This window comes from Streptomyces sp. NPDC020489 (genome assembly GCF_044386545.1).
Taxonomy (GTDB): Bacteria; Actinomycetota; Actinomycetes; order Streptomycetales; family Streptomycetaceae; genus Streptomyces.
Genome location: NZ_JBIRUZ010000005.1, coordinates 666,426 through 691,330, shown reverse-complemented (window position 1 = coordinate 691,330; position 24,905 = coordinate 666,426). Strand labels below are relative to the sequence as shown.

Below are 24,905 nucleotides of genomic sequence, written 5' to 3'. Positions count from 1 at the left end.
ACATGAGCGACGACGACAACTTCGCCGCTGCCTATCGCGAGCACTACTGGGCGGTCAGCCGCTATGTCGCGCGGCGACTGGACGGACGTACGAGCGAGGTCGAGGAAGTGGTGGCGGAGGTGTTCACCGTCGCCTGGCGCCGCCGGGCCGACCTTCCGGAGGCGCCCCTGCCCTGGTTGTACGGGGTGGCACGGAACTGCCTGGCCAACGCGGTCCGCGGGCAGGGGCGCCGGCGGCGGCTGGTGCACCGGCTGGGCAACGACGACACGGCCCACGGGCGGCACATCGAGGCGGGCCCCGACGCGGAGACCCCCGGCGGCTGGGTGCACGAGGCGCTCGCCCGGCTGTCCCCGGCCGACCAGGAGGTGCTGCGGCTGACGGCCTGGGAGGAGCTCGGCATCGACGAGATGGCGGTCGCCCTCGGCTGCGGTACCCGTGCCGCGGCGATGCGCCTGCACCGGGCGCGGCGCCGACTCAGAGCCGAGATCGACCGCATGGGTCCCCCGATCACCGCCGCCCTGAAGGAGAACGGCCATGGCTGACGAACTCGAACTCCTGCGCCGCGCCAACCCGGTGCCCACCGACGGCCCCCACTTCGGCGACGGCCCCCTGGACCACCACGCCGAGCGGCGACTGAACCAGCTGATGCGGCACCGGCCCTCCCGCCGCCCCCGGCTGCTGTGGGGTCTGGCGGCCACGGCGGTCGTGGGCGGGCTGGTCACGGCGCTGCTGTTCACCGGTCAGACGACCACGCCGGCCGCCGCCGCACCCCGCCCGCTGGTCGTGCGGGCCGACTCCACCCCCGTGCCGCTGGCGACCCTGGCGCAGCGGGCGCGCGCGGTCGACAGCGCGCTCGGCCTGCGCAGGGGCACCCATGTGCGGACGTGGAGCCTGGGCATGAGCGAGGACGAGCCGCCGATCACGTTCCCCGAGGAGCGTGTCGTGCGGTGGAACGCCGACGACAGCCACACGGAGACCGTCGACGACGGCCACGTCCGGACCACCCGGACCTACCCGCCCAGCTGGAGCGACGCCCCGCCCCAGTCGCCGCCCCCGCACGACACCACCCGCCTGCGCGCCTACCTCCAAGAGGCCCTGCACCTCGACGCAGCCCCGGACACCGGCCAGCTCCTCGACGGGGTCCGGGTGCTCCTCGACCACTGGACCCTGGGCGCCCGCGAGTCCGCGACGGTCGTGGAGCTGCTGGCGGACGCCGAGGGGCTGCGGCCCGTCGGACACGTCACCGACCGGCTCGGGCGCGCCGGACAGGCGTACGTGTACGAGGGGTCCGGCACCCGCCAGATGCTGATCATGGATCCGGCGTCCGGGGCCGTCCTCGGGCTGGAGACCACCTTCACGAAGCCGGAGCCCGAGTACGGTGTCAAGGCCGGGGACGTCATGGACTACAGCGCCTGGACGCGCTGATCAGACCCCGAACTGCCGGGCGGCCGCGTCCACGGTCTGCTCCGGCACGGGGGGCCGAGGGGCATCGGGCGACACCGCCCGGCGCCGGCCGCCACCGCCCAGCCGGCGACCTGCCGCACGGACTTCTCGTGGCCGCCAGTGCCGCCCGCGCCGAGGAGGGCCGGCTCAGGTCGGTCGTGATCTGGACCTTCGACATCCTCCTCCTACTCGTCCCATGCCTGGATCATGATCTGCTCGGCGATCTTCCCGTCGCGCAGGGTGATCATCGACTCGGAGAGGACGCGCATCCCGTCCGCGTACTGACAGCTCTCGCTGAACGCGGCGTTGTCGCCGTCCACGACGCAGTGCTCCACCTTGTGCGTCATGTCGCGGCTGTAGACGTCCTGGAGGACCTCGGCGATCTCGCCGCGGCCGTGCAGGACCCTCGGGTTGCTGGGCTGGGAGTTGCGGTCCACGACGCGCAGTTCGGCGTCGTCCGCGTAGAGCGACAGCAGATGCGCCGCCGTGTCTCCCTCGATGCTCCGACGCAGGGTCTCGGTGGTGAAAGCGGTGCCCATGATGACCTCCGGCGAGGCCCGCGGCCGTGGGGAGCGGGCCGCGTGGACCTCTTCCACGAGCCTCCTCCGCCCCGTCGGGCTCGGCAAGTCCAGTCGCGGCACTGAGCCTGACGGGTGAGCGCGACCCCGCGCCCGTGTCCGCCACGGGCCCGTCGGCGTTGCTGAAAACATGATCTCCACTCGACGTATCGCCGCTGTCGTCGGCCTCGCCGCCGGTGTCACCGGTCTCGCCGCCCCGATGGCGAGCGCGGCTCCCCTGGACGGTCTCGACACGACCGCGCTGAGCCCGATCGCCACGCTCGACTCGCTGTCGGTCACGGACATGCCCGCGCAGTACAAGGGCGTCATCCCGCGCCCCTCCGAGCAGTTGGCACAGCTCAACCGGCTGAACGACCTCAACCAGGTGAGCCAGGTGACCGATCTGGCCGCCCCCGTCACCCAGCTGCTGCCGGGCATCCAGTACTGATTCACGCGCGCTGCGTCCACACCGAGGGCCGTCCGGGATTCCGGGCGGCCCTTGACATTGTTGTCGGGTAAACAGAGCATGCGGCTAAGAAATGAATCTTGGTTCACGTGGCGAACAAAGAGGTCCGCATCATGCCCATCACCCGCGAACTGTTCATCGGCGGCAAGGACGTACCCGCCGCCTCCGGCCGCACCACGGAGGACCTCGATCCGTACACCGGCGAGGTGTACGCGACCGTCGCGGCCGCGGGGCCCGAGGACGTACGGCGGGCCGTGGACGCTGCGGAGGCGGCGTTCCCGGGATGGGCCGAGCTGGCCCCGTTCGCCCGGCGTGCCATCCTGCTGAAGGCCGCCGACCTCCTCGACGGCAAGGGCGACCAGGTCGCCGAGCTGATGGCCCACGAGGCGGGCGGCACCCGGCCCTGGGCGCACTTCAACGTCTACCTCGCCGCGAACATGCTGCGTGAGGCGGCCGCCGCCGTGACCGCCCCGCGCGGCGAGGTGCTCACCGCCCAGGAACAGGGCGCTCTCGGCCTCGCGGTACGCGAACCGGTGGGCGTGGTCGCGGCGTTCGCGCCGTGGAACGCGCCGGTCATCCTCGGCGTACGGGCGGTCGCCGCACCCCTGGCCGCCGGGAACACGGTCGTCGTCAAGGCGAGCGAGGACGCGCCGATCGCCTGCGCGCTGTTCGTCGCCGACGTCCTGCGCGAGGCCGGGCTGCCGGACGGCGTGCTCAACGTCGTCACCAACGCCCGTGAGGACGCCGCCGAGATCGCCGAGACCCTCATAGCCGACGAGCGGGTGCGGGCGGTGAACTTCACCGGTTCCACCGGCGTGGGCCGGATCATCGGCGAGCACGCGGCCCGCCATCTCAAGCCCGCCGTGCTGGAGTTGGGCGGCAAGAACTCCGTCATCGTGCTGTCCGACGCCGACGTCGACTACGCCGTGGACGCCGTCACCTTCAGCGTGTTCATGAACGCCGGGCAGATCTGCATGTCCGGCGATCGGATCCTCGTCCACGAGTCGCTGGCCGAGGAGTTCACCCGGAAGTTCACCGCCAAGACGGCCTCGCTGCGGGCCGGCGACCCGAACGACCCGCACACGGTGGTCGGTCCGCTGGTCACGGCCTCCGCCGCACAGCGTGTGGCCGCGCTGGTCGAGGACGCCGTCGCCAAGGGCGCCAAGATCCTCACCGGTGGCGGGAAGCCCGACGGCGCGGTGCACCCGGCGACCGTGCTCACCGAGGTGCCGAAGGACGCGGAGCTGTACCACACCGAGGCGTTCGGGCCGGTCTGCGTGATCGAGACGTTCTCCGACGACGACAGCGCCGTCAGGGTCGCCAACGACACCGAGAACGGTCTGACCTGCGGCATCATCACCGAGAACGCCACCCACGGACTGGCCGTCGCGCGCCGGATCCGCACCGGCATCGTGCACATCAACGACCAGTCGGTGGCCGACGAACCGCAGGCCCCCTTCGGCGGCTTCAAGGCCTCCGGGTACGGCCGCTTCGGCGGGCGCTGGGGTCTGGAGGCCTTCTCCAACACCCGCTGGGTGACCATCGCCACCCAGCACGCGCACTACCCGTTCTAGGGCCGCGGCCCACACAGCCGCTCGGCCGCCCGCGACAGTTCCGCGCGGAGTTCCGCCAGAGGCTCTCGCGCCGCGGCGTCCAGGAGAGCCCGGCGTGCCTCCGGCGGAAGGGCCGCGGCCGGCCAGCCCTCGATGGCCCGCACTGCCATCCGGCGGTTCCGGCTCGTGCGGTGGTGCAGGGCGGTCTCCACCAACTCCCAGCCATGGCCGGGGTGGCCGTCCAGTCGGCTGACGATGATGTCGAGGACGCCGTCGATCGCGTCGTCCGTGCCGGGGGCCGGTTCCGTCGGGCCGCCTCTCAGGTCCTGGAGCGGAAGGACGCGCCGCGCCGCCTCGACGACCGCCGCGATGTCCTCGCTCGGGCAGCCGTCGACGAGCAGGAACCACAGGGCCGTGTCGTAGGGGTGCGACTCCACTCTCCGCAACAGCGTCGGCCGGACCGGGAGGCCCATCCGGGTCGCCGCCCACGCCGCGAGGCGGAGCGTGGACTGCTCCTCGGCGTCGAGCCCCGCCAGCACGACGCGTCGCGCCGCCGGATCCGCGACGGCTCGCGCGTAACGGTCCCGAACGCGCCGCCAGTCGGGGTCTGTTGCGCACAGCGCGTCCACGCGGCCGTCGTGGAGAAAGCGGTGGACGGTCAGGAGTGTCCAGAGGCGGGGGAGGGTGAGGCCCTGCGCCGTGACGTGCCGCAGAAATCCGGTCAGGGCCCGGACCGCGTCGGCGTACTGCCTCAGGGCCGGGCCCGGTCCGTCGACGTCGGTGAGTGCTTCGAGCAGCCTCGCGGTGCCGTCGAGGGTCTCCTCGTCCAGCGACTCACCGGACAGAACGGCGGCGAGGTCACCGACGCGCGCGGCGGTCAGCGCGACGTAGCCGTCCAGCACGTCGCCGGTGCACGCCTCGCGGATCAGCCACGTCCCGATCTCGGGATCGCGGGCTCCTTCGAGGTGCCGGACGGCATCGACGCGAGCCCAGCCCTCCGCCCGCCGGGCCAGTTCGAACAGCGCGCGGTGCGGGTCGGACTGGGAGCGTGCCAGGGCCTCACAGGCCTCGGACGAGAACGCCGGGCGCAGGCCCAGGTCCGTCAGAATCTCCCGGTCCTCGTCCGTCCCGGCCAGCGAGAGCAGGAGCAGGCCGAACCGGACCGCGTTCGGGTGCGCACCGCGCAGGGCGAGCCGGCGGCCCAACTGCCGTGCCCGGTCAGGCGGAAGGTCCGCGTTCTGGAGAAGCGCCGCGAGTGTCCGTGCGTGGTCGCGCCACTCGATGCGGCGCAGCTGTCTGTCCAGGACGGCCAGCACGGAGGGGTCGAGCAGGCCGGCGGAGGCGGTCAGACGCGAGGTGACGGCGGTGATCCGGGAGGCGGCGGCCCTCGACCGGTTGGCGCGGCGGCTCGGCTGCGGCGGCTGCGCGGAAAGCGGGGAGCGGCTCACCGGGTGACGACCCGGGTGTCCTTTCGTGTGATCATGCGCCGATCTTCGCAGCGGGCCCCACCAGGGGGCAAGTCCCGGGCCGCCGGAGCGGCCGGCGGTCCGGCGTGCTCAGCCGCCTCAGCCGCCCGTCGCCAGGAACTGCGTGGCCGCCAGTTCCGCGTACAGCGCGTCGGCGGCGACCAGTTCCCGATGGGTGCCCACCGCTCGTACCCGGCCCGCGTCCATGACGACGATCCGGTCGGCCATGGTCACCGTGGACAGCCGGTGCGCGACGACCAGGACCGTCGTGGTGCGGGCGACGTCGGCGACCGTGTCGCGCAGCGCGGCCTCGTTGACCGCGTCCAGCTGGGAGGTGGCCTCGTCGAGGAGGAGCAGGCGGGGGCGGCGCAGCAGGGCCCGGGCGATGGCGACACGTTGGCGTTCGCCGCCGGAGAGCTTGGTGCCGCGGTGGCCGACGAGGGTGTCGAGGCCGCCGGGCAACCGGGCGACCAGCCCGTCCAGGCGGGTCGTCTTCAGGACCCGTCCGAGTGCCGCGTCGTCCGCCTCCGGGTTGCCCAGGAGCAGGTTGTCGCGCAGCGAGCCCGACAGCACCGGAGCGTCCTGCTCGACGTAACCGATCGCCGCACGCAGCCGCGGCAACTCCCAGTCGCCCAGGTCGCGCCCGTCCAGCGTGATCGTGCCGGACTCGGGGTCGTAGAAGCGCTCGATGAGCGAGAACACCGTGGTCTTCCCGGCGCCGGAGGGGCCGACGAACGCGGTCATGCCCTGGGCGGGCACCGAGAACGTCACGCCGTCGTGGACGTGCGGGAGGTCGTCGGCGTAGCGGAAGCGTACGTCGGTGAAGGCGAGGGCGGCCGGTTCGGCGCCGGTGGACGGCAACGCGGCGGGCGCGCAGGCCGGTTCGGCGGGCAGGCGCAGGGCCTCCTGGATGCGGGCGAGGGCCGCGGCGCCCGTCTGGTACTGGGTGATCGCGCCGACGACCTGCTGGATCGGCGACATCAGATAGAAGACGTACAGCAGGAACGCCACCAGTGTGCCCACGTCGATCGAGCCGGTCGCCACCCGTGCCCCGCCCACCGCGAGCACCGTGATGAAGGCGATCTGCATCGCCAGCCCGGCCGTGTTGCCCGCGGCCGCCGACCACTTGGCGGCCCGCACGCTCTGCCGCCACGACTCCTCGGCGGCCTCGTGCAGCGTCCGTTCCTCCCGGTGCTCCGCGCCCGAGGCCTTCACCGTGCGCAGCGCGCCGAGGATCCGTTCCAGCGAGGCCCCCATCACCCCGACCGCGTCCTGCGCCTGCCGACTGGCCTTGTTGATGCGCGGCACGATCACCCCGAGGACCGTGCCCGCGCCGAGGACGACGGCGAGGGTGACGCCCAGCAGCACCGGATCGACCAGGCCCATCATGGCCACCGTCGCCAGCAGCGTGAGCCCGCCGGTGCCCAGACCGACGAGGGAGTCCGTGGTGACCTCGCGCAGCAGGGTGGTGTCGGAGGTGATGCGGGCCATCAGGTCCCCCGGTTCGCTGCGGTCCACCGCCGTGATGCGCAGGCGCAGCAGGTACGACGACAGCGCGCGCCGGGCGCCGAGCACCACCGACTCGGCGGTGCGCCGCAGCACGTACGAACCCAGCGCGCCGACCGCCGCGTTGGTCACCACGAGCGCCGACATGACGAGCAACGCCCCGGTGATGGTGCGGTCGTGGGAGAGGTCGTCGATCAACTCCCGTGCCACCAGCGGCAGCAGCAGCCCGGTGGCGCCCGTGACCAGGGAGAGCAGGGCGCCGGCCAGCAGGGCCCAGCGGTGCGGTCGTACGTATCCGAGGAGCAGGCGCCAGGTGGGTTGGTCCTGCTCCGTCGCGGCGATGCTCAACGGTGCTCCTCGCGGGTCGGCCGGAGCCCTCAGGCTACGTCCGCCACCCCGCGCAGGGCGCGCCAGTTCCGGGTCACGGACAGCAACAGGGGCCGGCCGGCGCCGTGCGGCAGACAGGCGTCGAGCATGCCGGTGAGGACCTCGCCCGGTCCGAGCTCCAGGAAGGTGGTGACGCCGTCGGAGTGCAGCCCACCGCGTCCGCGAACCGGACGGGCCGGCGCAGGACGCTCACCCAGTGGCCCGGCTCGACGGCCGCCGTGGTGACGGGCTCGGCCGTGGTGTCGGACAGCAGCGGGACACGGGGGACGTGGAGATCCAGCGTGCGCAGCACGCGGTGGTAGTCGGCGAGGAGGGGATCGAACCTCGGGGAGTGGGGCGCCACGTCCACCCGCAGCACCTGGGTGCGGCGACCGCGGGCCGTCCCGAGGGAGCGCTGAGCCGGGCCGTACGGGGGCTTCCTGCGGTGACCGGTCCGCTTCCGTGCCGATACTGATCAGTTCCGCGTAGGGTCGAGGGGACGCACACCGCCGGAGGGAAGGGTTCACCACCATGGCGCAGGAAGTACGCGGCGTGATCGCACCGGGCAAGGACGAGCCGGTCCGGGTGGAGACCATCCTGGTGCCGGATCCCGGCCCGGGCGAGGCGGTCGTCCAGGTGCAGGCGTGCGGGGTGTGCCATACCGATCTGCACTACAAGCAGGGTGGGATCTCGGACGACTTCCCGTTTCTGCTGGGCCATGAGGCGGCCGGGGTCGTGGAGTCGGTGGGGGAGGGGGTCACGGACGTCGCCCCGGGGGATTTCGTGATCCTCAACTGGCGTGCGGTGTGCGGTAATTGCCGGGCGTGTCTGCGGGGTCGGCCCTGGTACTGCTTCGACACCCACAATGCCGAGCAGAAGATGACTCTCGCGGCGACCGGCCAGGAACTCTCGCCCGCGCTCGGTATCGGGGCGTTCGCGGAGAAGACGCTGGTGGCGGCCGGGCAGTGCACGAAGGTGGATCCGTCGGTCGCGCCCCAGGTGGCCGGGCTGCTGGGCTGTGGGGTGATGGCCGGTATTGGTGCCGCGATCAACACGGGCAGTGTCGGGCGGGGTGACACGGTCGCGGTGATCGGCTGCGGCGGCGTGGGGGACGCGGCGGTCGCCGGTTCGCGTCTCGCGGGCGCGGCGCGGATCATCGCCGTGGACATCGACGACCGCAAGCTGGACAAGGCCCGCTCGATGGGTGCCACGCACACCGTGAACTCCACGACCACCGATCCGGTGGAGGCGATCCGTGAACTGACCGGTGGTTTCGGGGCGGACGTCGTGATCGAGGCGGTGGGCCGTCCGGAGACGTACCGTCAGGCGTTCTACGCCCGGGACCTGGCCGGTACGGTCGTGCTGGTCGGTGTCCCGACCCCGGAGATGAAGCTGGAACTGCCGCTGCTGGACGTCTTCGGGCGGGGTGGTTCACTGAAGTCCTCCTGGTACGGCGACTGTCTGCCCTCCCGTGACTTCCCGATGCTGATCGACCTGCATCTGCAAGGCCGCCTGGATCTGGGGGCGTTCGTGACCGAGACCATCCAGCTCGACGAGGTGGAGAAGGCCTTCGAGCGGATGCACGGTGGCGACGTCCTGCGCTCGGTGGTGGTGTTCTGATGGCCGCCCGTATCGAACGCCTTGTCACCGCAGGGCAGTTCCGCCTCGACGGTGGCACCTGGGACGTCGAGAACAACGTGTGGATCGTCGGCGACGACCACGAGGCTGTCGTCATCGACGCCGCCCACGACGCCGAGGCGATCGCCGCGGCCGTGGGCGACCGCAGGCTCACCGCGATCGTGTGCACGCACGCCCACAACGACCACATCGACGCCGCCCCCGCGCTGGCCGACCTCACGGGCGCCACGATCTGGCTGCACCCCGACGACCTGCCGCTGTGGAAGCAGACCCACCCCGACCGCGACCCCGACGCCTACCTCCAGGACGGCCAGGTGATCGAGGCGGCCGGCGCCGACCTGCGTGTGCTGCACACCCCCGGCCACGCCCCCGGCGCGGTCTGCCTCCACGACCCCGGACTGGCCACCGTGTTCACCGGCGACACCCTCTTCCAGGGCGGCCCCGGCGCCACCGGACGCTCCTTCTCCCACTTCCCCACGATCGTCGACTCGATCCGCGACCGGCTGCTCACCCTGCCGCCGGAGACCAAGGTGCTCACCGGGCACGGTGACAACACCACCATCGGCGCCGAGGCGCCGCACCTCCAGGAGTGGATCGCCCGTGGCCACTGACGAGATCGTCGCGCTGCACGGAGTCAACGTGCTGCGCTGCGCCGCCGACGGCCCCCCGCTGGACGGCGAGCGCGCCGCACTGGATCTCATCGGTGACGCCATGGGACTCGGCGCGGAACTCGTCGCGGTGCCCGCGGAACGGGTCGACGAGGAGTTCTTCCGGCTGCGCTCGGGGGTCGCCGGGGCGGTGATGCAGAAGTTCGTGAACTACCGGGTCCGCCTGGCCGTCGTCGGGGACGTCTCGCGGCACGTGGAGGGCAGCGACGCGCTGCGCGACTTCGTCCACGAGACCAACCAGGGCGGCCACATCTGGATCCTCGCCGACTTCGACGCGCTGGACGACAGGCTCCGCCCGGCCGGATGACCGGTCGGCGAGGGGGACGGCACCGGAAACCGCCACCGAAAAGGAACCCGAGACGGGGATCCGGCACAAAACCGGACCCGCCGTAAAAGGTGACAGAAGATGTCCGGCTTACCCGGCACCGTGGAGCTTGACCACGGACACACGGGAGGCCGGACACATGTCACAACCGCTCAAGGGCAAGGTCGCACTGGTCGCGGGGGCGACCCGAGGAGCCGGACGGGGGATCGCCGTCGAACTCGGCGCGGCCGGAGCCACCGTCTACGCCACGGGCCGCAGCACCCGGGACCGGCGCTCGGAGTACGACCGCCCCGAGACCATCGAGGACACCGCCGACCTGGTGACCGAGGCGGGCGGCGAGGGCATCGCCGTCCCCACCGACCACCTCGACCCCGCCCAGGTCCGCACGCTCGTCGACCGGATCGCCGGTGAACAGGGCCGCCTCGACATCCTCGTGAACAACATCTGGGGTGGCGAGAAGCTCTTCGAGTGGGAGAGCCCCGTCTGGGAGCACGACCTCGACAACGGCCTGCGGCTGCTGCGGCTCGCGGTCGAGACCCACGCCGTCACCAGCCACCACGCCCTGCCCCTGTTGCTGCGCCACCCCGGGGGACTGGTGGTCGAGGTGACGGACGGCACCGCCGAGTACAACGGCTCCACCTACCGCAACACCTTCTTCTACGACCTCGCCAAGACGTCGGTCCTGCGCATGGGCTTCGCCCTCGGCCACGAACTCGGCCCGCGCGGCGCCACCGCCGTCGCCCTCACCCCGGGCTGGCTGCGATCGGAGATGATGCTGGAGCACTACGGGGTGCGCGAGGACAACTGGCGCGAGGCCCTCGACCGCGAGCCCCACTTCGCCATCTCCGAGACCCCGCGCTACGTCGGCCGCGCGGTCGCCGCCCTCGCCGCCGACCCCGACGTGGCCCGCTTCAACAGCACGTCCCTCTCCAGCGGCGGCCTCGCCCAGGTCTACGGCTTCACCGACCTCGACGGCAGCCGCCCGGACGCCTGGCGCTACCTCGTGGAGGTCCAGGACGCGGGAAAGCCGGCGGACACCACCGGTTACCGCTAGACCGTGGCAGGGGCGGAAGGCGACGGAAGGGCCTGATCAGGGCCTGGCGACCGTCGGTAGCTGTCACCGCGCCGAGTGGCCCGGTGGCAGCGCCAAGTCCTCGCGTACGGCGCCGTGGTGGCCGTCGGGGTGACGGTCTTCCTCGGCGTGCGCGCGTAGTCGGAGTACACCGCGGAGCCGCCGCTCCTCCCAACGGGCCGTCTGCTCGCGGCGGAAGCGGGCGCCGTCGCTGCGTACCACCGCCGGATGCGAACCCGGCGCGCCGATCACGACACCGATGAGCGCGGACAGTTGCTGTAGAACGCGGACATGGGCGCACGGTGTCTGCCCCATTGATCGCCGGGGCACTACGGTGCGTTCCCATGACGGACACCACGCGTTTCGCAGGGTACGGAGTTCTCATCACCGGCGCCGCCCGCGGCATCGGCGCCGCCACCGCGCGGCGGTTCGCCGAGGAGGGCGCGCGGGTACTGGTGACCGACGTGGACGTCCCGGCGGCCGAGAGGACCGCCGGGGCTCTGCGTGAACGGGGCCTCATGGTACGGGCGTTCGGGTGTGACGTGGGGGACCGGGCGTCCGTCGAGGCGGCGGTCGGGCATGCCGTGGAGACCCTCGGCTCCCTCGACGTCCTCGTCAACAACGCCTGCCACTGCACCCCGGACGCCCCCCTCTTCGAGGACGAACCGGACGACGAGTGGGCCGCCGACCTCGACATCACCCTGACCGGCGCGTACCGCTGCTGCCGTGCTGCCCTCCCGCACCTGGCCGCCTCCGGTCACGGCGCCGTCGTCAACGTCGGTTCCGTCAACGGTCTCGCCGACTTCGGCAACCACGCCTACAGCGCCGCGAAGGCCGGTCTCGGCTCCCTGACCCGCACGCTAGCCGGGCACGCCGCCGCGCGTGGCGTCCGCGTCAACCTGGTGGCGCCCGGCACGGTCCGCACCACCGCCTGGGAGGGCCGCGAGGACCAACTCGCCACGATCCGCGGGCTCTACCCCCTGGGCCGGGTGGGCGAACCCGAGGACATCGCCGCGGCGATCACCTTCCTCGCCTCGCGCGACGCGTCCTGGATCACCGGCACGACCCTCGTCGTCGACGGCGGGATCACGGCGGTCGACACCGGCTTCCGTCAACTGCGCGGCAACGCCTGACCGGACGCCTGCCCTGGACAGCTCGGTGCGCCGGCCACCCTCAGCACGCCGGCGTTCCTGCGGCTCGGGCTGCCCGCCGGGTCCCGGGTGGACCGGGCGCTGATCGTGGTGGACCTGGCGCGCGCGGTCCTGTACGCCTTGGTCTTCCTCACCCCGGCCCGCACCCGGCGTGAACTGCCGCGGTACGCCCAGGTCACAGCGCCCGCGTCACTGCCCCGCTGATCCGGTCCACGTCGGCCGCGGACGTACGCCAGTTGCTGAAGGCGGCACGCAGACCGGGCGTCCCGCCGTACACGGTCGGCGTCACGAACGCCTCGCCGGTGGCCGCCACCGCCCGCGCGAGCGCGTCGACCCGTTCCTGCGTCGGATCGTCGGCCAGGGTGAAGCAGACGACGTTCAGCCGGACCGGGGTGAGCAGTCGCAACCCGGCCGTCGCGGCGAGACGCTCACCGAGCTCCCGGGCCAGCGCCACGTTCCGCTCGACGATCTCGCGATGTCCGTCACGGCCGTACGCCATGAGGGAGAACCACGCCGGAAGGGCCCGCAACCGCCGGGAGTTCTCGGGTGTCAGATGCACGAAGTCGGGTTCTCCGACCGGCAGTCCGAGGTACGGGGAAGCGTTGTGGAAGACCGCCACCTGAAGATCCCGGCGGCGAGTGAACTGGACGGCCGCGTCATAGGGCACGTTGAGCCACTTGTGCAGGTCCACACACACCGAGTCGGCGGCGTCAAGGCCATCGACGTAGGAGGCGTACGAGGGGGAGAGCGCGGCGAAGGCGCCGAACGCGGCGTCCACGTGCAGCCAGAAATCGTGCCGCTCCCGGAGCGCCGCGATCGCGCGCAGATCGTCGAAGTCGACCGTGTTCACGGTGCCGGCGTTCGCCACCACGATCGCCGGCCGGCCGTCCAGCGCGGTGAGCGCGGCGTCGAGCGCGGCGACGTCCACGGCCTCCCGGTTGCCGGGCAGCAGCGGCACCGCCCGCAGCCGGTCGCGGCCGATGCCGAGCACGGACAGGGCCTTGCCGATGCTGGAGTGCGGGCTGCCGGAGAGCACGGGCACCTCACCGAGCGCGGCGGCGCCGTCCCGTGACACGGACACGCCGAGCCGTTCGCCCAGCCACTCGCGGGCGACGGCGAGCCCCACGGTGTTGGACGCCGTCGCCCCGGTGACGAACGCCCCGCTGTGCGCCCCGCTCAGCCCGAACAACTCGCGCAGCCAGCCCACCGTCTCCCGCTCCAGCGCGGTCGCCCAGGACCCGACCGCCCCCGAGCCGTTCTGGTCGTAGGCGCTGGTCAGCCAGTCCCCGGCGACGGCGGCGGGCGTGGCGCCGCCGGTGACGAAGCCGAGGTAGCGCGGCCCGGCCGAGCCGGAGAACCCGGGCGCCCACCGCTCGGCGAACCGCGCGAGGGCTCCCTGCGCCCCGGCGCCCCCGCTCGGCAGGCCCTCGCGGTCGGGGGCCCGGTCGAGGCGGACGACCGGCCGCTCGGCCAACCCCGCCAGTTCACGGGCGGCCAGGTCGCGGGCGGACTGGAGGAGGTCGGGAAGCCGGGAGAGATCGTCGGCGAGAGAACGGTGCATGAGCCGCAGGGTAGGCGCGGACCGCCGTCCACGGCCTGGTCCACTTGAGCGAAACTGGATCGATGAGCACCGGATTCGCCGCCGCCCTCGGCCCCTGGCGCGAGCGGCGCGGGCCCCTGGCACGGACCCTGGCCGCGGCCGTCCGCGAGGCGGTCGTCGACGGCCGACTGCCCGCCGGGACCAGACTGCCGTCCGAGCGGGAGCTCGCCCGAGTCCTGGGCGTCAGCCGCGGCACGGTGGTCGCCGCCCTGACCCTGCTGCGGGACGACGGCTGGCTGCACACCCGGCACGGCAGCGGCAGTCTCGTACGGCTGCCTACCCGCCTCACCGAACGCACCACACCCTGGTCCCTGGACCGCGGCGGAGCCGGTGACGCGGACCTCGACCTCACCCTCGCCCTCACCGCCGCGCCCCACGAGGCCTACCTCGCCGCCCTCGCCCGCGCCGCCGGACGCAGCGCCGCCCTCCTCCTCGACTCCGGCACCGCCACGGCGGGCCTGCCGCGACTGCGGGAACTCCTGGCGGACCGGTACACACGCGCGGGCCTCGCGACCCGCCCGGAGCAGATCCTCGTCACCTCCGGCGCCCAGGCCGCCCTCACCCTGCTCCTCGACCACCTCCACACCGAGCGCGGCCGCCCCGTGGTGGTGGAGAGCCCCTGCTATCCGGGCGCCCTGGCGGTCCTGCGAGCCCGCAAGGCCCGTCTCCTACCCGTCCCCGTGACCTCGGACGCCGGCTGGGACACCGACCGCCTCACCACCGCCCTACGCACCCACGCTCCCCAACTGGCCTACCTCGTCCCGGACTTCCACAACCCCACCGGCGCCCACATGACCGCGCGGACCCGTGCCGGGATCGCCCGCCTCCCGCTCACCGTCATCGCCGACGAGACGATGCGCGACCTCGACCTGCGGACACCGCCCACCCCCGAGCCGCATCTGTCCGGACCCCGGGTGATCCAGATCGGTTCGGCGAGCAAGACCCTGTGGAGCGGACTGCGGGTCGGCTGGATCCGGGGCACCGCCGACCTCGTACGACAGCTGCGCCGGCGCCCGCTCCAGGCGCAGCTGTCGCCCCCGCCCCTGGAACAGCTCATCGCCGCCGAACTGCTCGGCGACGGTCTCGCGGAGGTGCTCGCGGACCGCCGGGCCAGGCTGCGCGCCCAGCGCGACCACCTCGCGAGCCTCCTCGACGGCACGGGATGGACGTACACCGTCCCGGCCGGCGGCCTGTCGCTGTGGCTGCACCTCGGCGCGACCACCTCGGCCACGGATCTCGCCGCCCGCGCGGCCCGCCTCGGCCTGGCGGTCACACCCGGCCCGCACTTCGCCGCCGACCGCACCACCCTCACCCACCACCTGCGGCTGCCGTTCACCGCGACACCGGATGTGCTGAGCCGCGCGACGCAGCTGCTGCGGCGCTGCGCCGGAACGGAAGTTCACCGTTTCGTCACAGCCTGATCCGGCGTACAACCGCAACCCCCGCGTACAGGTCTAGGAGGGCAGACCATAAAAGACATCATGTGCAAGGGGAAGGGCCGACCATGGGGGACATCCGCAGACGAGGGGCCATCGCCCTCGGAATCACCGGGCTGATCGCACCGCTCACCCTGACGCTGGGCGCCGCGCCCGCCCAGGCGGCCACCTGCACCACGCAGACCGGGCCGTACCAGAAGCAGGTCGAGAAGTTCCTCGGCCGCCCGGTCGACGGCAAGCAGTCCAGCGCCGACTGCAAGGCCATCCAAGCCTTCCAGACCAAGCACGGCATCAAGCCGAACGCCGGCTACGCGGGCTCCGTCACCTGGGGCGTGATGGACCTGATGAACAAGCAGAAGGCCGTCGGGAACAACCCCAACAAGGCCGGCAAGTGCCCGACGAACAAGGGCCGTATCGCCTGCGTCAACCTCACCCTCCAGCTGAGCTGGATCCAGGACGGCAAGGACCTCGTGTACGGCCCGGTGCCGGTCCGCACGGGCCGCGACGGCTACGAGACCCGCACCGGCCTGAAGAAGATCTACTGGCGCGACATCGACCACGTGTCGTCCATCTACAACGTCCCCATGCCTTACAGCCAGTTCTTCGACGGCGGCCAGGCCTTCCACTCCGTCGGCGTCAGCATGTGGAACCCGCCGGGCTCGCACGGCTGCACCAACATGACCACCAAGGACGCCAAGAAGTACTGGTCGCTGCTGAAGAAGGGCGACGACGTCTTCGTGTACGGCCGCAAGCCGGGCACGTGATCGGCGGCACCCGGCATCCGGCTCGTGGCGCGCGGTCAGCGCGTCACTTCCCGGTCCCGGTCCCGGTGTCGATGGCGGGGCTGGTGCCGGGCGTGGCGGAAGCGTGAGTTCCGCCACGGTCGGGGTGTCCGAACTGCCCCACCTGCCTTTACAGATGGACGTGATCAGCAACACGGTCCTTAATGTCCGAATTGCTCGTACTTACTCACGCGGCCTTCACCACTGCCGCCGTATGCTTCACATCATGTCCACCACTGTTGAACCCACCGTCAGAACGGCTGACGAGGTCAACGAGGAGATCCGGGCCCTGTGGCTCCGGTCGGGCGGGACACTGAGCGGCGAGCAGCGCGAGGAGTACCAGCGGCTCGTCCTGGAGTGGGCCGCCGCGGCCCCGCAGTAGGTCTGATCGCCCCGCACCTCGAAGGCTCCACCCATGGCACCCGCCCGCACGGGTGCCTTTTTCATGCCCGGACCGCCGCCCCCCGGCGGGTCCGACCACGCAGCTCGGGGGCACCGGCCGCCGCGCGGGGCTGCCGCGTCCGCAGCCGGACGTCGCCTCGCCCGCCCGCCGTCTCGGCCCCCCGCCGTCTCTGCGCGGCTCCCCTCAGCCCCAGGTCGCCGAGTAGTGCCGCTGGTACGCCTTGCGGTCCTGCTCGGCGCGGATGTACCGGGTCGCCACCAGCGCGATCAGGCTGCCCCCGATCACCAGCAGCCCCGGTCCGATGTTCCGGGTGTCCGTGAGCCGGGCCAGCAGCGTCCCGGCGGTCGTGCTGACGCCGCCCGCGGGAGCCGAGGACCCCGGCGAGGCCGCACCGGGGGCGACCGCGCCCTGTGTCGCCGCCGCGGACGGCGCCGGCGAGGCGCTCTGCTGCCCCGCCCCGGAACCCGCCTGCTGCCGCGCGACGATCATCTGGACCCCGAGGTCGGTCATCGCCTTGGTCACCGGCTGGAAGTACGTCGTCCCCCCGACCGTGCAGTCCCCGCTGCCGCCGGACGTCACCCCGAGCGCGATCCCCTCGGAGAACATCGGCCCCCCGCTGTCCCCGGGCTCGGCACACACGTTGGTCTCGATCAGCCCCGTGACCGTGCCCTCCGGGTAGTTGACCGTGGCGTTCAGCGCCGTGACGGTGCCGTCGCGCAGTCCGCTCGTGCTGCCGCTGCGGAACACCCGCTGCCCCACGGTGGGATCGGCGACGCCCGTGATCCGCACACCGTTGCCGTTCCCGATGGCGACGACCTCGGCACCGTCACCGGCCCGTCCGCTGTCGTAGCGCACCAGGGAGAAGTCGGCGCCGGGGAAGTTCTGTTCGACGGTCTTGCCGATCTGTGTCCGGCCCCGGTTGTCCGCGAACCAGACCGAACCGGTGGGACCGCAGTGACCGGCGGTGAGGATGAAGTCGGTCTGTCCGTCGGTGACGTTGAAGCCGGCCGAGCAGCGTCCGCCGGTCGAGAGGATCGGCTGCGCGCCGTTGACGCGCGTCGTGAAGGTGCCCTCGGTGCGCTCCATGCGGACGAAGCCGCCGATGCGCTCGGCCAGTTCGGTCATCCGGGACCAGTCGGCGGCCGAGACGGTGCTGTCGGCCCGTACCACCACCTCGTTGGTCCGGTAGTCCATGGCCCAGGACGTGCCCGCCACCCGGGGCGCCGAACGCAGCGTGCCCGTGGCCGACTTGAGGTCCTTCATGCTGTGCTCGACCATCTTCGCGGTGGCCCCCGCACGCTTCACCTGGGCGGCCGCCTTCTCGTCGGTGACGGCGACCACCGGACGTCCGTCGGCGCCGATCCAGGAGCCCGCCGTGCGGGCCGTGCCGAGGCGGGAGACCAGGTCGGAGCCGGTGTCGGCGGCCGACTGCGCGGTGGTGCGGGGCAGGGCGGAGGGGGCCGCGGGCTCGCTCGCCACGGCCTGCGTGACCATCGCCCCGCCCAGAAGGAGTCCGCCGACCGCGGCCAGCCGTGTCACTCGCCGGACCATCCGTCGTCGTGCGTGCCTCATGCATGGCTCCCGAACCCCGAACAGCACGGCATCAACACCGCGAGGCACTCCGGTAGTCGAGCACCCCCTTGTCATACGCGGCCAGCGGCGCCTTTGTTCACCACGCCGCCGTGTAGGGCCACCTTCCGTGGCTCGGCGCGGTGTTGGTGCCCGGGACGCCGGCGCGAGCAGGACACCACCCCCGGCTCCAGGAGGCCGAGCCCGTCGAAGAAGTGGGCCACCGCGAGGTGAGAGCCGCAAGGGACACACTCCCGCGGCACTAGACTCCCCGCATGGACGACACGGCACTGGACCGGCTCGGTGCCGGCAAATACCTGCTGATCACCAGCTACCGCAAGGACGGCTCTCCGGTGCCCACGCCGGTGTGGGTGGTGCGCGACGGGGACACCCTGGGGGTGTGGACCGTCGCCGACTCCTGGAAGGTCAAGCGGATCCGGGCCCGCGCCGACGTCCTCGTCGCCCCCTGCGACCTGCGCGGCAACCCGACCGGCGCCCCGGTCCCGGCGACCGCCGAGATCTGCGACCAACAGACCACCGCCCGCTACCGGCGCCTCCTCGCCCGCAAATACGGCCTGACAGGCCGCCTCACCCTCCTCGGCAGCCGGCTGCGGCGCGGCCTGGAGGGCACGGTGGGCATCCGCGTGACGTTGCGCGCGAGCTGAGGCGTTTCCTGCGCAGGAACTGAGACGCCCCCTTGCCGCGCGCAGTGACGTGTCACCTCGCGCGCGTTGGGCGCCTTGCGCCACGAGAAGGGGCACGAACCGGCCGGTCCGTGCCCCCTCGTTTGCGTACGCCTCACACGGGTCGGCTACGAGGCGTCCAGCACCGTCCCGGTCAACACCGGCCGGTCGGGCAGGGGTTCGGCCTCGTCGTCGGTGAGCGCGAGGCGCATCGACTCGGTCGGCTCGGCCAGTTGGTCCCGGATCGTCACGACGTCGAAGTCGACGCTCGTGCTTCCGGCGGGGACGTTGAGCCACACCCACAGGTTCGCCCGCGACAACGGCCGCTCCGGGTCCGGCACGTCACCGGCGTAGTCCATCAGCCACCGCGGGTCCACGTCCTTCGTGGACAGTTCGCGGCCCTGCGTCACCGGCAGCACCCGGACGGGCTGCCAGAGGTCCACGGCCGCCGGTTCGGCCAGCGACAGCCGCCACTTGAGCGTCTCGCCCTCGCTGACCCGATCGGTGACCGGCGCCAGCGTGACAACCGGCGCGGGGTCGTCGTTCTGCACGGTGATCCCGCCTCGGTGGGCTCCCACGACGGCGCCTCGCACCGCCTTCACCGCGATGTCCTGCTGCACGTCGTAGCCGAAGGCGGTGTCTCCCTTGACGACGACCGGCACGTCGATCGTGTCGCTGCCGGGCCGCACGGTGACCAGCTTCTGGGTGCCGGCACCGGTGTCCGGGTCGAGGACGTACACGCGGACCTGTCCGCTGCCCTGCCCGGAGACCCGTACCGGGACCCGGTAGGTGACGGTCCCGGAGTCGCCCTCCTTGACGATCGTGCGGCCCACGTCGACGCGCGGCAGTGCCGCCGCCTTGACGGCCGGGGTGCCCGGCGCCCAGCCCCAGGCATCCATCAGCCAGGCCTGTCCCGAGCCGGAACGCGGGGTCAGGGCAAGGGACTTGACGTGCCGGAGGTCGAGTCCTGCACGGGTGGCCGCGGTGAGCGGGACCCGTACCTCGCGCGCCCAGTAGGAGGCGGTGCGGTCGGTGCCCGGCAGACCGTCGACGGTGACACGGCCGAGGCCGACCCGGCGGCCCGAGGTGTCGGTGACGGACACGTCGAGCTTGGTGCCGCTGGTGTTCGGCGGGACGAAGACCCGCAACGCGAGTTTCTGCGCCCCGGCCAGCGAGAGCGGCTCGGCCGGGGTGATCCGGGCGGCCGAACCCGGCGCCGACCACTTCAGGTGCACCGCGCGGCGCCCGGTCTCCCGCTCGGTCTCCCACCAGGCGAAGTGCGGAGAGGAGCCGGGCGTCTCGGGCTTGAGGCAGGACACGGCGCGGTCGGGATCGATCGCCTCGCACAGCCGGGCGCCGGTCACCTTGACCGGGCCGTCCGGCAGGAAGCCGCCCGTGCGCCGGCCACCGACCGCGTGGGTCAGCACCCGGGCCGGGTCTGCGGACGGGGCCCGCTTGCCGGAGCCGTCGAGCAGCGGACGGACCCGGTCGTCACCGGCCAGGAACAGCCGGGCCGCGGCAGCGATGTAGGTGGCGCCCGCCCTGTGCTGCCGGTCGGCGGTCAGCCTGGTCGCGGTGCCCGGGTCGCACACCCGGTCGGGGCGCTCCTCGTCGGTGCCGAAGTCGTCCCAGGCGGGCGCCACGGCCTGGCCCGGGGTCCACTGGCTGTTGAAGTAGTTGTGGTTGGCGCCGACCATGTAGACCGCGCTGTGCAGGGCGCCGCCCTGGCTGATCCCGCGCGTCCCGTCGGCGTACACCTCGCCCTGGAGGTCCGACACGTCACCGTCGCAGCCCGGCAGGAGGGTCACGGACGGCACGTCCGCCACCGGGTTCTGGCCGAAGATCGTCGGTCCGATGAGCACGGTGCCCCGCACCTTCCAGCGCACCGGCCCTCGGTAGCCGTCCTGGTCGGCGGGCGGTGCGTAGAGGCTGTCCATCGCGGCCCGGTTGACGCCCTCGCCGCCGCGCGAGTGCCCGACGAGCAGAACCTTGGAGAGGTCGACCTTCGCCGTCTTGCGGACGACGGCCGGGGCGGTGCTCGGCCGGGCGCCCCAGGCGGCCCAGCGGGCGAGGTGCTGTCGCACCAGCGAGGAGCGCGCCTGGGCGCCCGCGTCGTCGGCGTCCGCGTCCTGGGCGTTGATGCCGTTCGCGGAGATGGACACCGTCACATAGCCCTGGGAGGCCAGCAGCCGCTGGTCGCGCTCGTACCCTCGGTGGCTGGGGATCGGCTTGTACCCGTTCGCGCAGGGCCAGTCGCCGGTCACGTCGTCCGCGGAGCCCGGCTTGTAGCAGGTGGCGTGACGGCCGTGCAGGAACAGCGCGAGCGGACGGGCACCGGTGGCGCCCTTGGGGGCGATGACCTCGGCCCGCATCTCGATGGGCTCCTTGTAGCCGGGCAGCCGCACCGGAGCCAGGTCGTACTCCCCGCTGACCGTGCGGTACGCACCGGGCTTGCCCGGGTCGACGGAGTTCGCCGGCAGCGCGGCCGACTGCTGCGGCGCGACCAGGGAGGGCTTGCCCTTCTCGTCGTCCCCGGCATCCAACCGGCGTCCTGCGGCAGTGACTTGAAGGTCCGTCAGCTCGTTGGTGGCGGTCTCCGACAGGTCCAGTCGGAAGGTCCTCCCGTCCTTGGCCGGCTGTGGTACGCCGAGCAGCCGCCCCCCGGTCCGGAACTCCACGCGCGCGTCACCCATGGGCACGGGCCTCGGAGCGCGCCAGATCAGCGCGCGCTCCGCCCCTTCCCCGTCGACCCGCCAGCCCGGCGGCAGTCCGTTTTCGTCGCCTGCGCTCAACACCCCCGCATCAGGCGGCTGTTGGGCTTGGACAGGTCCGGGCGAGCCCGCCAGGGCGGCCAGCACCACCACGGCGGTCACACCTATTCGCCGGGCACGGATCAAGGTTCTCTCCTCAAAACCCAAAACGCAGGCGTCCCGTCCGTCCCGGGAGCCTCTCGCGTCACAGAGGACGGGACGACAGGCCTGTGGGTTGTCTGTGAGCAGGAACGAATCGTGACCGCACGACACGATCAGGCCAGCCGGGCCCGCGCGGGAGTGGTACATCGTGCGAAGGGAAGGCCCCCACGATGAGCCGCCAACGAGCCCGCTCAACGAGCCGCTCAACGAGTCGCTCAACGTGCCTTGCGACGTACAGCGGACGAGCGGCCCGATGACCGGTCCGATGAGCCGAACTCCCCTTCACCGGACTGCCGTTGTGGGCACCGGTCAGCGTGCCCAGATGTACACCCGGGCCCGACCTGGTCAACTGGTGGCTCGCCGACCTGCCCCGCGAGGTCGGATCGCCGCCAACCGGTGCTTCGAGACAGGGCGGCCGGTGGCGGGGCGGGCGCTGGTCCGCGGGGTGTGGGACTGAGGGAGTGGGGGAGTGAAGGGCTTGGGGGGTGTGGGAGTGCGGGGTGAGCGAGGGGCGTACGAGTGCCCGGACGGGCGGGCTCGTGGTCCGGTCGTCAGGTCCAGGCGCGGTACTCGTCGAGCAGCTGGAAGACGGGCTCGCCGCGTACCGGGTCCTTGGCCGCGGACAGCCGCACCCGGTCGCCGCTGTGGATGCCGATGAGCGGGCCCATGACCCGGCCGCGCACGACGAAGCCCTCGGCCATCTCGATCATCGACACATTGCGCGCGGCGGGAGTGTTGCGGTGCACGACCGTGGAGTGGCGGATGACGCCCATGCCCTCACTGCGTTCCGTGCGCAGGTCGCTGCCCTGGCAGACCGGACACAGCAGCCGGTGGTACATCGCGGTGCCGCACCAGGTGCAGCGCTGGAAGAGCAGGGCGTCGGAGACGGGCGCCGACGGTTCGAGCAGGCCCGCTCCGGAGCCGAACCCCTGACGGGCAACGCTTGCTGAGTGGTGGTACACGCTGGTCAACTCCCTGCGCTCGGCCGGAATCCCACGTGCGCGGTCAGCTGTGCCACCGCGCACGGGCTCAGCGTATGGCACTCAGTGTCACTCGTAAAGGTACTGCGTACCCTCAATTTTTGCCGAGGGTTATAGGGGTCAGGGGGCATGAGGGGCGGGTGCTGAGCAGGCTGGCGTGCTACGAGGGCCGCTCGTCGCCGAGTGTGGCCTCGATCTCCTGCACTACCCGCCACAGCGGTGCCCCGCGCCGGGACACGAGGACCACCACGTCCTCGGGCTCCTCGGACCGGCCGGGATGGGCGCGGGAGGGGTCGAACGCGGACTGCACGTATCCGAGCGCGTGGTCCATCTCGGTGCCCACGTCGCCCTTGCCGTCCGATCGCAGCCAGGAGCGCAGCGCGTTGTTGTGCGCCGCCGCGACGGCCGCCGCGACCACATCGGCCCGCAGAGCCCCGTCGCGCCGCCCGTCGAGACGGCCGCGGAGGTACTCGGCGAAGGCGCGTTCGTAGCGCCACACCACCGACAGCTCGTAGGCGCGCAGCCCCGGGACCTGCTTGGTGAGCCGGTAGCGCTGCACCGAGAAGGCCGGGTTCTCGGTGTACATCCGCAGCACCAGCCGGACCGCCTCGCAGACCCGCCGCACCGGCTCGTCCGTGTCGTCGCCGGCGGCGAGGAACGCCGTCACGTCGGCCAGGCAGCCCTCGTGGTCGGGGAAGACCACGTCCTCCTTGGAGGGGAAGTAGCGGAAGAAGGACCGTCGTCCGACCCCGGCGAGCGCCACGATGTCGTCGACCGTGGTCTGCTCGTACCCCCGCTCCGTGAACAGCTGGAAAGCGGCCGCGATCAGGGCGTCCCGCATGGGCGGTTTGGCGGCCGCCGCTTCCGTCTTCTCGCCGCGACGGGGCGCCGCGTTGCTGGAGCTCATGGACGGGAACGTAGCACCGGAGCGGTACGGATGGCACTCAGTGCGTTCTCCTAGGGGACTGAGTGCTGCTACGGGTGGCCAGTGTTCCCGACGGGCTCAGGCCTCGATCGTATTGAGCGAAAGTGATCGATACGATGGTGGGCGTAGAGTGAGCGCTTCGGGATCACGCTCCGCGTCGGCCCGCAGATCGTTCGTCCGGACCTCGCCCCAGGGGGATTCCATGCGGCTCCATGTCGACCAGCGTCATGAGCGGGTGCTCGAACTAGTCCGGGAGCGGGGCAGCCTCCGGGTCGCCGAACTCGCCGCCGAACTCGGCGTCTCGGCGGTCACGCTGCGCCGCGACGTGGAGGCGCTGGCGGCACAGGGCCGGGTGCAGCGGCTGCACGGTGCGGTGGTGTGGCCGGGGGAGCGGGCGGTGGAGGCGCGGGAGCGGCCGGACGACTCCGAGGGTGTGGTGATCGGGATGATCGTCCCGACCACGAACTACATCTTCGCCGACATCGTCCGGGGTGCCCGGGAAGCCGTCGCCGCCCAGGGGGCCCGGCTCGTCCTCGGGGTGAGCGGATACGTGGACGCCGAGGACGCGGTGCAGGCCGAGCACCTGGTGGCCGGGGGTGCCGAGGGGCTGATCGTCGCGCCCAGCTGGTTCGGTGGCGTACCCGTGGACGGACAGGAGAAGTGGCTGCTGGCGCACGACGTGCCCGCCGTCCTGGTGGAGCGCTCGGCACCGCCCGCGAACCCGGCGGCGGTCCTGGACCGGGTGCGCACCGACCGGGCCCACGGGGGCGCGGTCGCGGTGAGCCACTTCGCCTCCCTCGGGCACCGCAAGGTCACCGCGGTGCTCCAGGAAGGGCCGCACGCCCTGCAGATCTCGGAGGGTTTCCGCGAAGCCGTACGGTCGCTGGGTCTGGAGGCCGACACGGCCGCCCCGAACGTACGCGAGCACGGTGACTACGAGGCGAGCGTCGACTACCTGGTCGAGGCGGTGCGCAAGCGTGGCGTCACGGCGGCGCTGGTCCACAGCGACGAGGACGCGATCGTGCTGGTGCCCCGGTTGCAGGCCTGCGGCATCCGAATCCCCGACGACCTCGCGTTGGTCGCCTACGACGACGAGGTGGCCGGCCTGTCCGACGTCCCGCTCACCGCCGTGGCGCCGCCCAAGCGTGCGGTCGGGGAGCTGGCCGCGGGGCTGCTGCTCCAGCGGCTCGCCGAGCGCAGGAGCGGACGGCGGCCCGGGGCGCGTCAACACCTGGACCTGCTCCCGGAGTTGAGGATTCGGTCGTCCTGCGGAGGACGGCCCTCGGCGGACTGACCGCCATCGATCGCTCGATGAGCGTTTGGCGATCGTGTTGATTGTATTGCGCGAACGCTCTTGACTCCGATCGTGTGCGCACAAAGGATGTCCTGCGACCGCCTCTTTCC

At 72.4% G+C, this 24,905-nt stretch carries 23 protein-coding genes and 1 pseudogene; 15 read left to right on the top strand and 9 right to left on the bottom strand.

All coding sequences use genetic code 11. From position 1 onward, the window contains the following. Positions 1-2: 2 nt before the first annotated feature. Both ACH41F_RS17070 and ACH41F_RS17065 read left to right on the top strand, forming a co-directional pair. A complete protein-coding gene (locus ACH41F_RS17070) occupies positions 3-542 on the top strand; it encodes a sigma-70 family RNA polymerase sigma factor (protein WP_391230633.1) in 540 nt (179 codons plus the stop codon). Next, positions 535-1,425 carry a CU044_5270 family protein gene (locus tag ACH41F_RS17065; protein ID WP_391230634.1) on the top strand — a complete coding sequence of 297 codons (891 nt, stop codon included), beginning with the start codon at positions 535-537 and terminating at the stop codon, positions 1,423-1,425. The genes ACH41F_RS17070 and ACH41F_RS17065 overlap by 8 nt, the downstream gene beginning before the upstream one ends. Before the next feature lie 203 nt (positions 1,426-1,628). On the opposite strand, the gene ACH41F_RS17060 is transcribed toward ACH41F_RS17065, so the two are convergent. Further along, positions 1,629-1,982, bottom strand: coding sequence for a nuclear transport factor 2 family protein (locus tag ACH41F_RS17060; RefSeq protein ID WP_398836408.1), 354 nt, complete (start codon positions 1,980-1,982; stop codon positions 1,629-1,631). 169 nt (positions 1,983-2,151) lie between these two features. Here ACH41F_RS17060 and ACH41F_RS17055 point away from each other — a divergent pair, with 169 nt between their 5' ends. Next, complete coding sequence (locus ACH41F_RS17055; protein WP_391230635.1) at positions 2,152-2,448, top strand: hypothetical protein; 297 nt, start codon at positions 2,152-2,154, stop codon at positions 2,446-2,448. Between the two features lie 131 nt (positions 2,449-2,579). Next, the gene (locus tag ACH41F_RS17050; RefSeq protein WP_398836405.1) at positions 2,580-4,040 is read left to right on the top strand and encodes an aldehyde dehydrogenase family protein; all 1,461 of its coding nucleotides are present in this window, start codon (positions 2,580-2,582) and stop codon (positions 4,038-4,040) included. Here ACH41F_RS17050 and ACH41F_RS17045 read toward each other — a convergent pair. Beyond that, positions 4,037-5,467 (bottom strand): hypothetical protein, encoded by a 1,431-nt coding sequence (locus ACH41F_RS17045; protein WP_398836332.1) that lies wholly within the window; start codon positions 5,465-5,467, stop codon positions 4,037-4,039. The two genes, ACH41F_RS17050 and ACH41F_RS17045, sit on opposite strands and share 4 nt — an antisense overlap. A 117-nt stretch (positions 5,468-5,584) precedes the next feature. Then, complete coding sequence (locus ACH41F_RS17040) at positions 5,585-7,339, bottom strand: ABC transporter ATP-binding protein (RefSeq protein ID WP_398836330.1); 1,755 nt, start codon at positions 7,337-7,339, stop codon at positions 5,585-5,587. 549 nt (positions 7,340-7,888) lie between these two features. Here ACH41F_RS17040 and ACH41F_RS17035 point away from each other — a divergent pair. The 4 genes from ACH41F_RS17035 (at position 7,889) to ACH41F_RS17020 (ending at position 11,042) form a co-directional block, all read left to right on the top strand. Further along, the gene (locus tag ACH41F_RS17035) at positions 7,889-8,977 is read left to right on the top strand and encodes an S-(hydroxymethyl)mycothiol dehydrogenase (RefSeq protein ID WP_398836327.1); all 1,089 of its coding nucleotides are present in this window, start codon (positions 7,889-7,891) and stop codon (positions 8,975-8,977) included. Further along, the gene (locus tag ACH41F_RS17030) at positions 8,977-9,606 is read left to right on the top strand and encodes an MBL fold metallo-hydrolase (RefSeq protein ID WP_398836325.1); all 630 of its coding nucleotides are present in this window, start codon (positions 8,977-8,979) and stop codon (positions 9,604-9,606) included. Before ACH41F_RS17035 ends, ACH41F_RS17030 begins: the two co-directional genes overlap by 1 nt. Continuing rightward, complete coding sequence (locus ACH41F_RS17025) at positions 9,596-9,970, top strand: DUF4180 domain-containing protein (protein ID WP_391230642.1); 375 nt, start codon at positions 9,596-9,598, stop codon at positions 9,968-9,970. Before ACH41F_RS17030 ends, ACH41F_RS17025 begins: the two co-directional genes overlap by 11 nt. Positions 9,971-10,127: 157 nt before the next feature. Further along, positions 10,128-11,042: an SDR family oxidoreductase gene (locus ACH41F_RS17020; RefSeq protein ID WP_398836321.1), complete on the top strand. Its 915-nt coding sequence runs from the start codon at positions 10,128-10,130 to the stop codon at positions 11,040-11,042. A gap of 122 nt (positions 11,043-11,164) precedes the next feature. On the opposite strand, the pseudogene ACH41F_RS17015 reads toward ACH41F_RS17020, so the two are convergent. Beyond that, positions 11,165-11,375: pseudogene (locus ACH41F_RS17015) on the bottom strand (hypothetical protein); the annotation flags it as partial. 29 nt (positions 11,376-11,404) lie between these two features. Here ACH41F_RS17015 and ACH41F_RS17010 point away from each other — a divergent pair. Together ACH41F_RS17010 and ACH41F_RS17005 are read left to right on the top strand one after the other, a co-directional pair. Beyond that, a complete protein-coding gene (locus tag ACH41F_RS17010; RefSeq protein ID WP_391230644.1) occupies positions 11,405-12,193 on the top strand; it encodes an SDR family oxidoreductase in 789 nt (262 codons plus the stop codon). Between the two features lie 87 nt (positions 12,194-12,280). After that, positions 12,281-12,415, top strand: a complete 135-nt coding sequence (locus ACH41F_RS17005) for a hypothetical protein (RefSeq protein ID WP_391230645.1) — start codon at positions 12,281-12,283, stop codon at positions 12,413-12,415. Here ACH41F_RS17005 and ACH41F_RS17000 read toward each other — a convergent pair. Further along, the gene (locus tag ACH41F_RS17000; RefSeq protein ID WP_398836318.1) at positions 12,387-13,772 is read right to left on the bottom strand and encodes a pyridoxal phosphate-dependent decarboxylase family protein; all 1,386 of its coding nucleotides are present in this window, start codon (positions 13,770-13,772) and stop codon (positions 12,387-12,389) included. The genes ACH41F_RS17005 and ACH41F_RS17000 overlap by 29 nt on opposite strands. A 62-nt stretch (positions 13,773-13,834) precedes the next feature. On the opposite strand from ACH41F_RS17000, the gene ACH41F_RS16995 reads away from it, so the two are divergent. From ACH41F_RS16995 to ACH41F_RS16985, 3 genes are all read left to right on the top strand, one after another. Further along, entirely contained in the window at positions 13,835-15,232 is a 1,398-nt protein-coding gene (locus ACH41F_RS16995) for a PLP-dependent aminotransferase family protein (protein WP_398836315.1), read from the top strand. An 83-nt stretch (positions 15,233-15,315) separates the two neighbouring features. After that, positions 15,316-16,011: a L,D-transpeptidase family protein gene (locus ACH41F_RS16990; RefSeq protein ID WP_391230650.1), complete on the top strand. Its 696-nt coding sequence runs from the start codon at positions 15,316-15,318 to the stop codon at positions 16,009-16,011. A 244-nt stretch (positions 16,012-16,255) separates the two neighbouring features. Continuing rightward, positions 16,256-16,411 (top strand): hypothetical protein, encoded by a 156-nt coding sequence (locus ACH41F_RS16985; protein WP_398836413.1) that lies wholly within the window; start codon positions 16,256-16,258, stop codon positions 16,409-16,411. A 204-nt stretch (positions 16,412-16,615) separates the two neighbouring features. On the opposite strand, the gene ACH41F_RS16980 is transcribed toward ACH41F_RS16985, so the two are convergent. After that, the gene (locus tag ACH41F_RS16980) at positions 16,616-18,004 is read right to left on the bottom strand and encodes a S1 family peptidase (RefSeq protein WP_398836311.1); all 1,389 of its coding nucleotides are present in this window, start codon (positions 18,002-18,004) and stop codon (positions 16,616-16,618) included. 272 nt (positions 18,005-18,276) lie between these two features. On the opposite strand from ACH41F_RS16980, the gene ACH41F_RS16975 reads away from it, so the two are divergent. Beyond that, complete coding sequence (locus ACH41F_RS16975; RefSeq protein ID WP_391230654.1) at positions 18,277-18,666, top strand: PPOX class F420-dependent oxidoreductase; 390 nt, start codon at positions 18,277-18,279, stop codon at positions 18,664-18,666. A 146-nt stretch (positions 18,667-18,812) separates the two neighbouring features. Here the strand turns inward: ACH41F_RS16975 and ACH41F_RS16970 are convergent, their stop codons facing one another. The 3 genes from ACH41F_RS16970 to ACH41F_RS16960 all read right to left on the bottom strand — a co-directional run bounded on the left by ACH41F_RS16970 (position 18,813) and on the right by ACH41F_RS16960 (position 23,483). Beyond that, positions 18,813-21,581, bottom strand: a complete 2,769-nt coding sequence (locus tag ACH41F_RS16970) for a hypothetical protein (protein WP_398836308.1) — start codon at positions 21,579-21,581, stop codon at positions 18,813-18,815. A gap of 566 nt (positions 21,582-22,147) precedes the next feature. Beyond that, on the bottom strand, positions 22,148-22,558 hold the full coding sequence (locus ACH41F_RS16965; RefSeq protein ID WP_391230658.1) for a zinc ribbon domain-containing protein: 411 nt from the start codon (positions 22,556-22,558) through the stop codon (positions 22,148-22,150). A gap of 178 nt (positions 22,559-22,736) precedes the next feature. Further along, positions 22,737-23,483, bottom strand: a complete 747-nt coding sequence (locus tag ACH41F_RS16960) for a TetR family transcriptional regulator (RefSeq protein ID WP_391230660.1) — start codon at positions 23,481-23,483, stop codon at positions 22,737-22,739. 220 nt (positions 23,484-23,703) lie between these two features. On the opposite strand from ACH41F_RS16960, the gene ACH41F_RS16955 reads away from it, so the two are divergent. Then, positions 23,704-24,795: a substrate-binding domain-containing protein gene (locus tag ACH41F_RS16955; RefSeq protein ID WP_398836304.1), complete on the top strand. Its 1,092-nt coding sequence runs from the start codon at positions 23,704-23,706 to the stop codon at positions 24,793-24,795. The last annotated feature ends 110 nt before the right edge of the window (positions 24,796-24,905 follow it).

What these genes read in the sequence shown, in the direction of transcription:
- ACH41F_RS16960 (WP_391230660.1), bottom strand. Translation starts at nt 23,483, where the DNA reads ATGAGCTCCAGCAACGCGGCGCCCCGTCGCGGCGAGAAGACGGAAGCG.
- ACH41F_RS16975 (WP_391230654.1), top strand. Translation starts at nt 18,277, where the DNA reads ATGGACGACACGGCACTGGACCGGCTCGGTGCCGGCAAATACCTGCTG.
- ACH41F_RS16995 (WP_398836315.1), top strand. Translation starts at nt 13,835, where the DNA reads ATGAGCACCGGATTCGCCGCCGCCCTCGGCCCCTGGCGCGAGCGGCGC.
- ACH41F_RS17055 (WP_391230635.1), top strand. Translation starts at nt 2,152, where the DNA reads ATGATCTCCACTCGACGTATCGCCGCTGTCGTCGGCCTCGCCGCCGGT.
- ACH41F_RS17030 (WP_398836325.1), top strand. Translation starts at nt 8,977, where the DNA reads ATGGCCGCCCGTATCGAACGCCTTGTCACCGCAGGGCAGTTCCGCCTC.
- ACH41F_RS17050 (WP_398836405.1), top strand. Translation starts at nt 2,580, where the DNA reads ATGCCCATCACCCGCGAACTGTTCATCGGCGGCAAGGACGTACCCGCC.
- ACH41F_RS16980 (WP_398836311.1), bottom strand. Translation starts at nt 18,004, where the DNA reads ATGAGGCACGCACGACGACGGATGGTCCGGCGAGTGACACGGCTGGCC.
- ACH41F_RS16955 (WP_398836304.1), top strand. Translation starts at nt 23,704, where the DNA reads ATGCGGCTCCATGTCGACCAGCGTCATGAGCGGGTGCTCGAACTAGTC.
- ACH41F_RS17000 (WP_398836318.1), bottom strand. Translation starts at nt 13,772, where the DNA reads ATGCACCGTTCTCTCGCCGACGATCTCTCCCGGCTTCCCGACCTCCTC.
- ACH41F_RS17035 (WP_398836327.1), top strand. Translation starts at nt 7,889, where the DNA reads ATGGCGCAGGAAGTACGCGGCGTGATCGCACCGGGCAAGGACGAGCCG.
- ACH41F_RS17070 (WP_391230633.1), top strand. Translation starts at nt 3, where the DNA reads ATGAGCGACGACGACAACTTCGCCGCTGCCTATCGCGAGCACTACTGG.
- ACH41F_RS17010 (WP_391230644.1), top strand. Translation starts at nt 11,405, where the DNA reads ATGACGGACACCACGCGTTTCGCAGGGTACGGAGTTCTCATCACCGGC.
- ACH41F_RS17020 (WP_398836321.1), top strand. Translation starts at nt 10,128, where the DNA reads ATGTCACAACCGCTCAAGGGCAAGGTCGCACTGGTCGCGGGGGCGACC.
- ACH41F_RS16985 (WP_398836413.1), top strand. Translation starts at nt 16,256, where the DNA reads ATGTCCACCACTGTTGAACCCACCGTCAGAACGGCTGACGAGGTCAAC.
- ACH41F_RS16990 (WP_391230650.1), top strand. Translation starts at nt 15,316, where the DNA reads ATGGGGGACATCCGCAGACGAGGGGCCATCGCCCTCGGAATCACCGGG.
- ACH41F_RS17065 (WP_391230634.1), top strand. Translation starts at nt 535, where the DNA reads ATGGCTGACGAACTCGAACTCCTGCGCCGCGCCAACCCGGTGCCCACC.
- ACH41F_RS17060 (WP_398836408.1), bottom strand. Translation starts at nt 1,982, where the DNA reads ATGGGCACCGCTTTCACCACCGAGACCCTGCGTCGGAGCATCGAGGGA.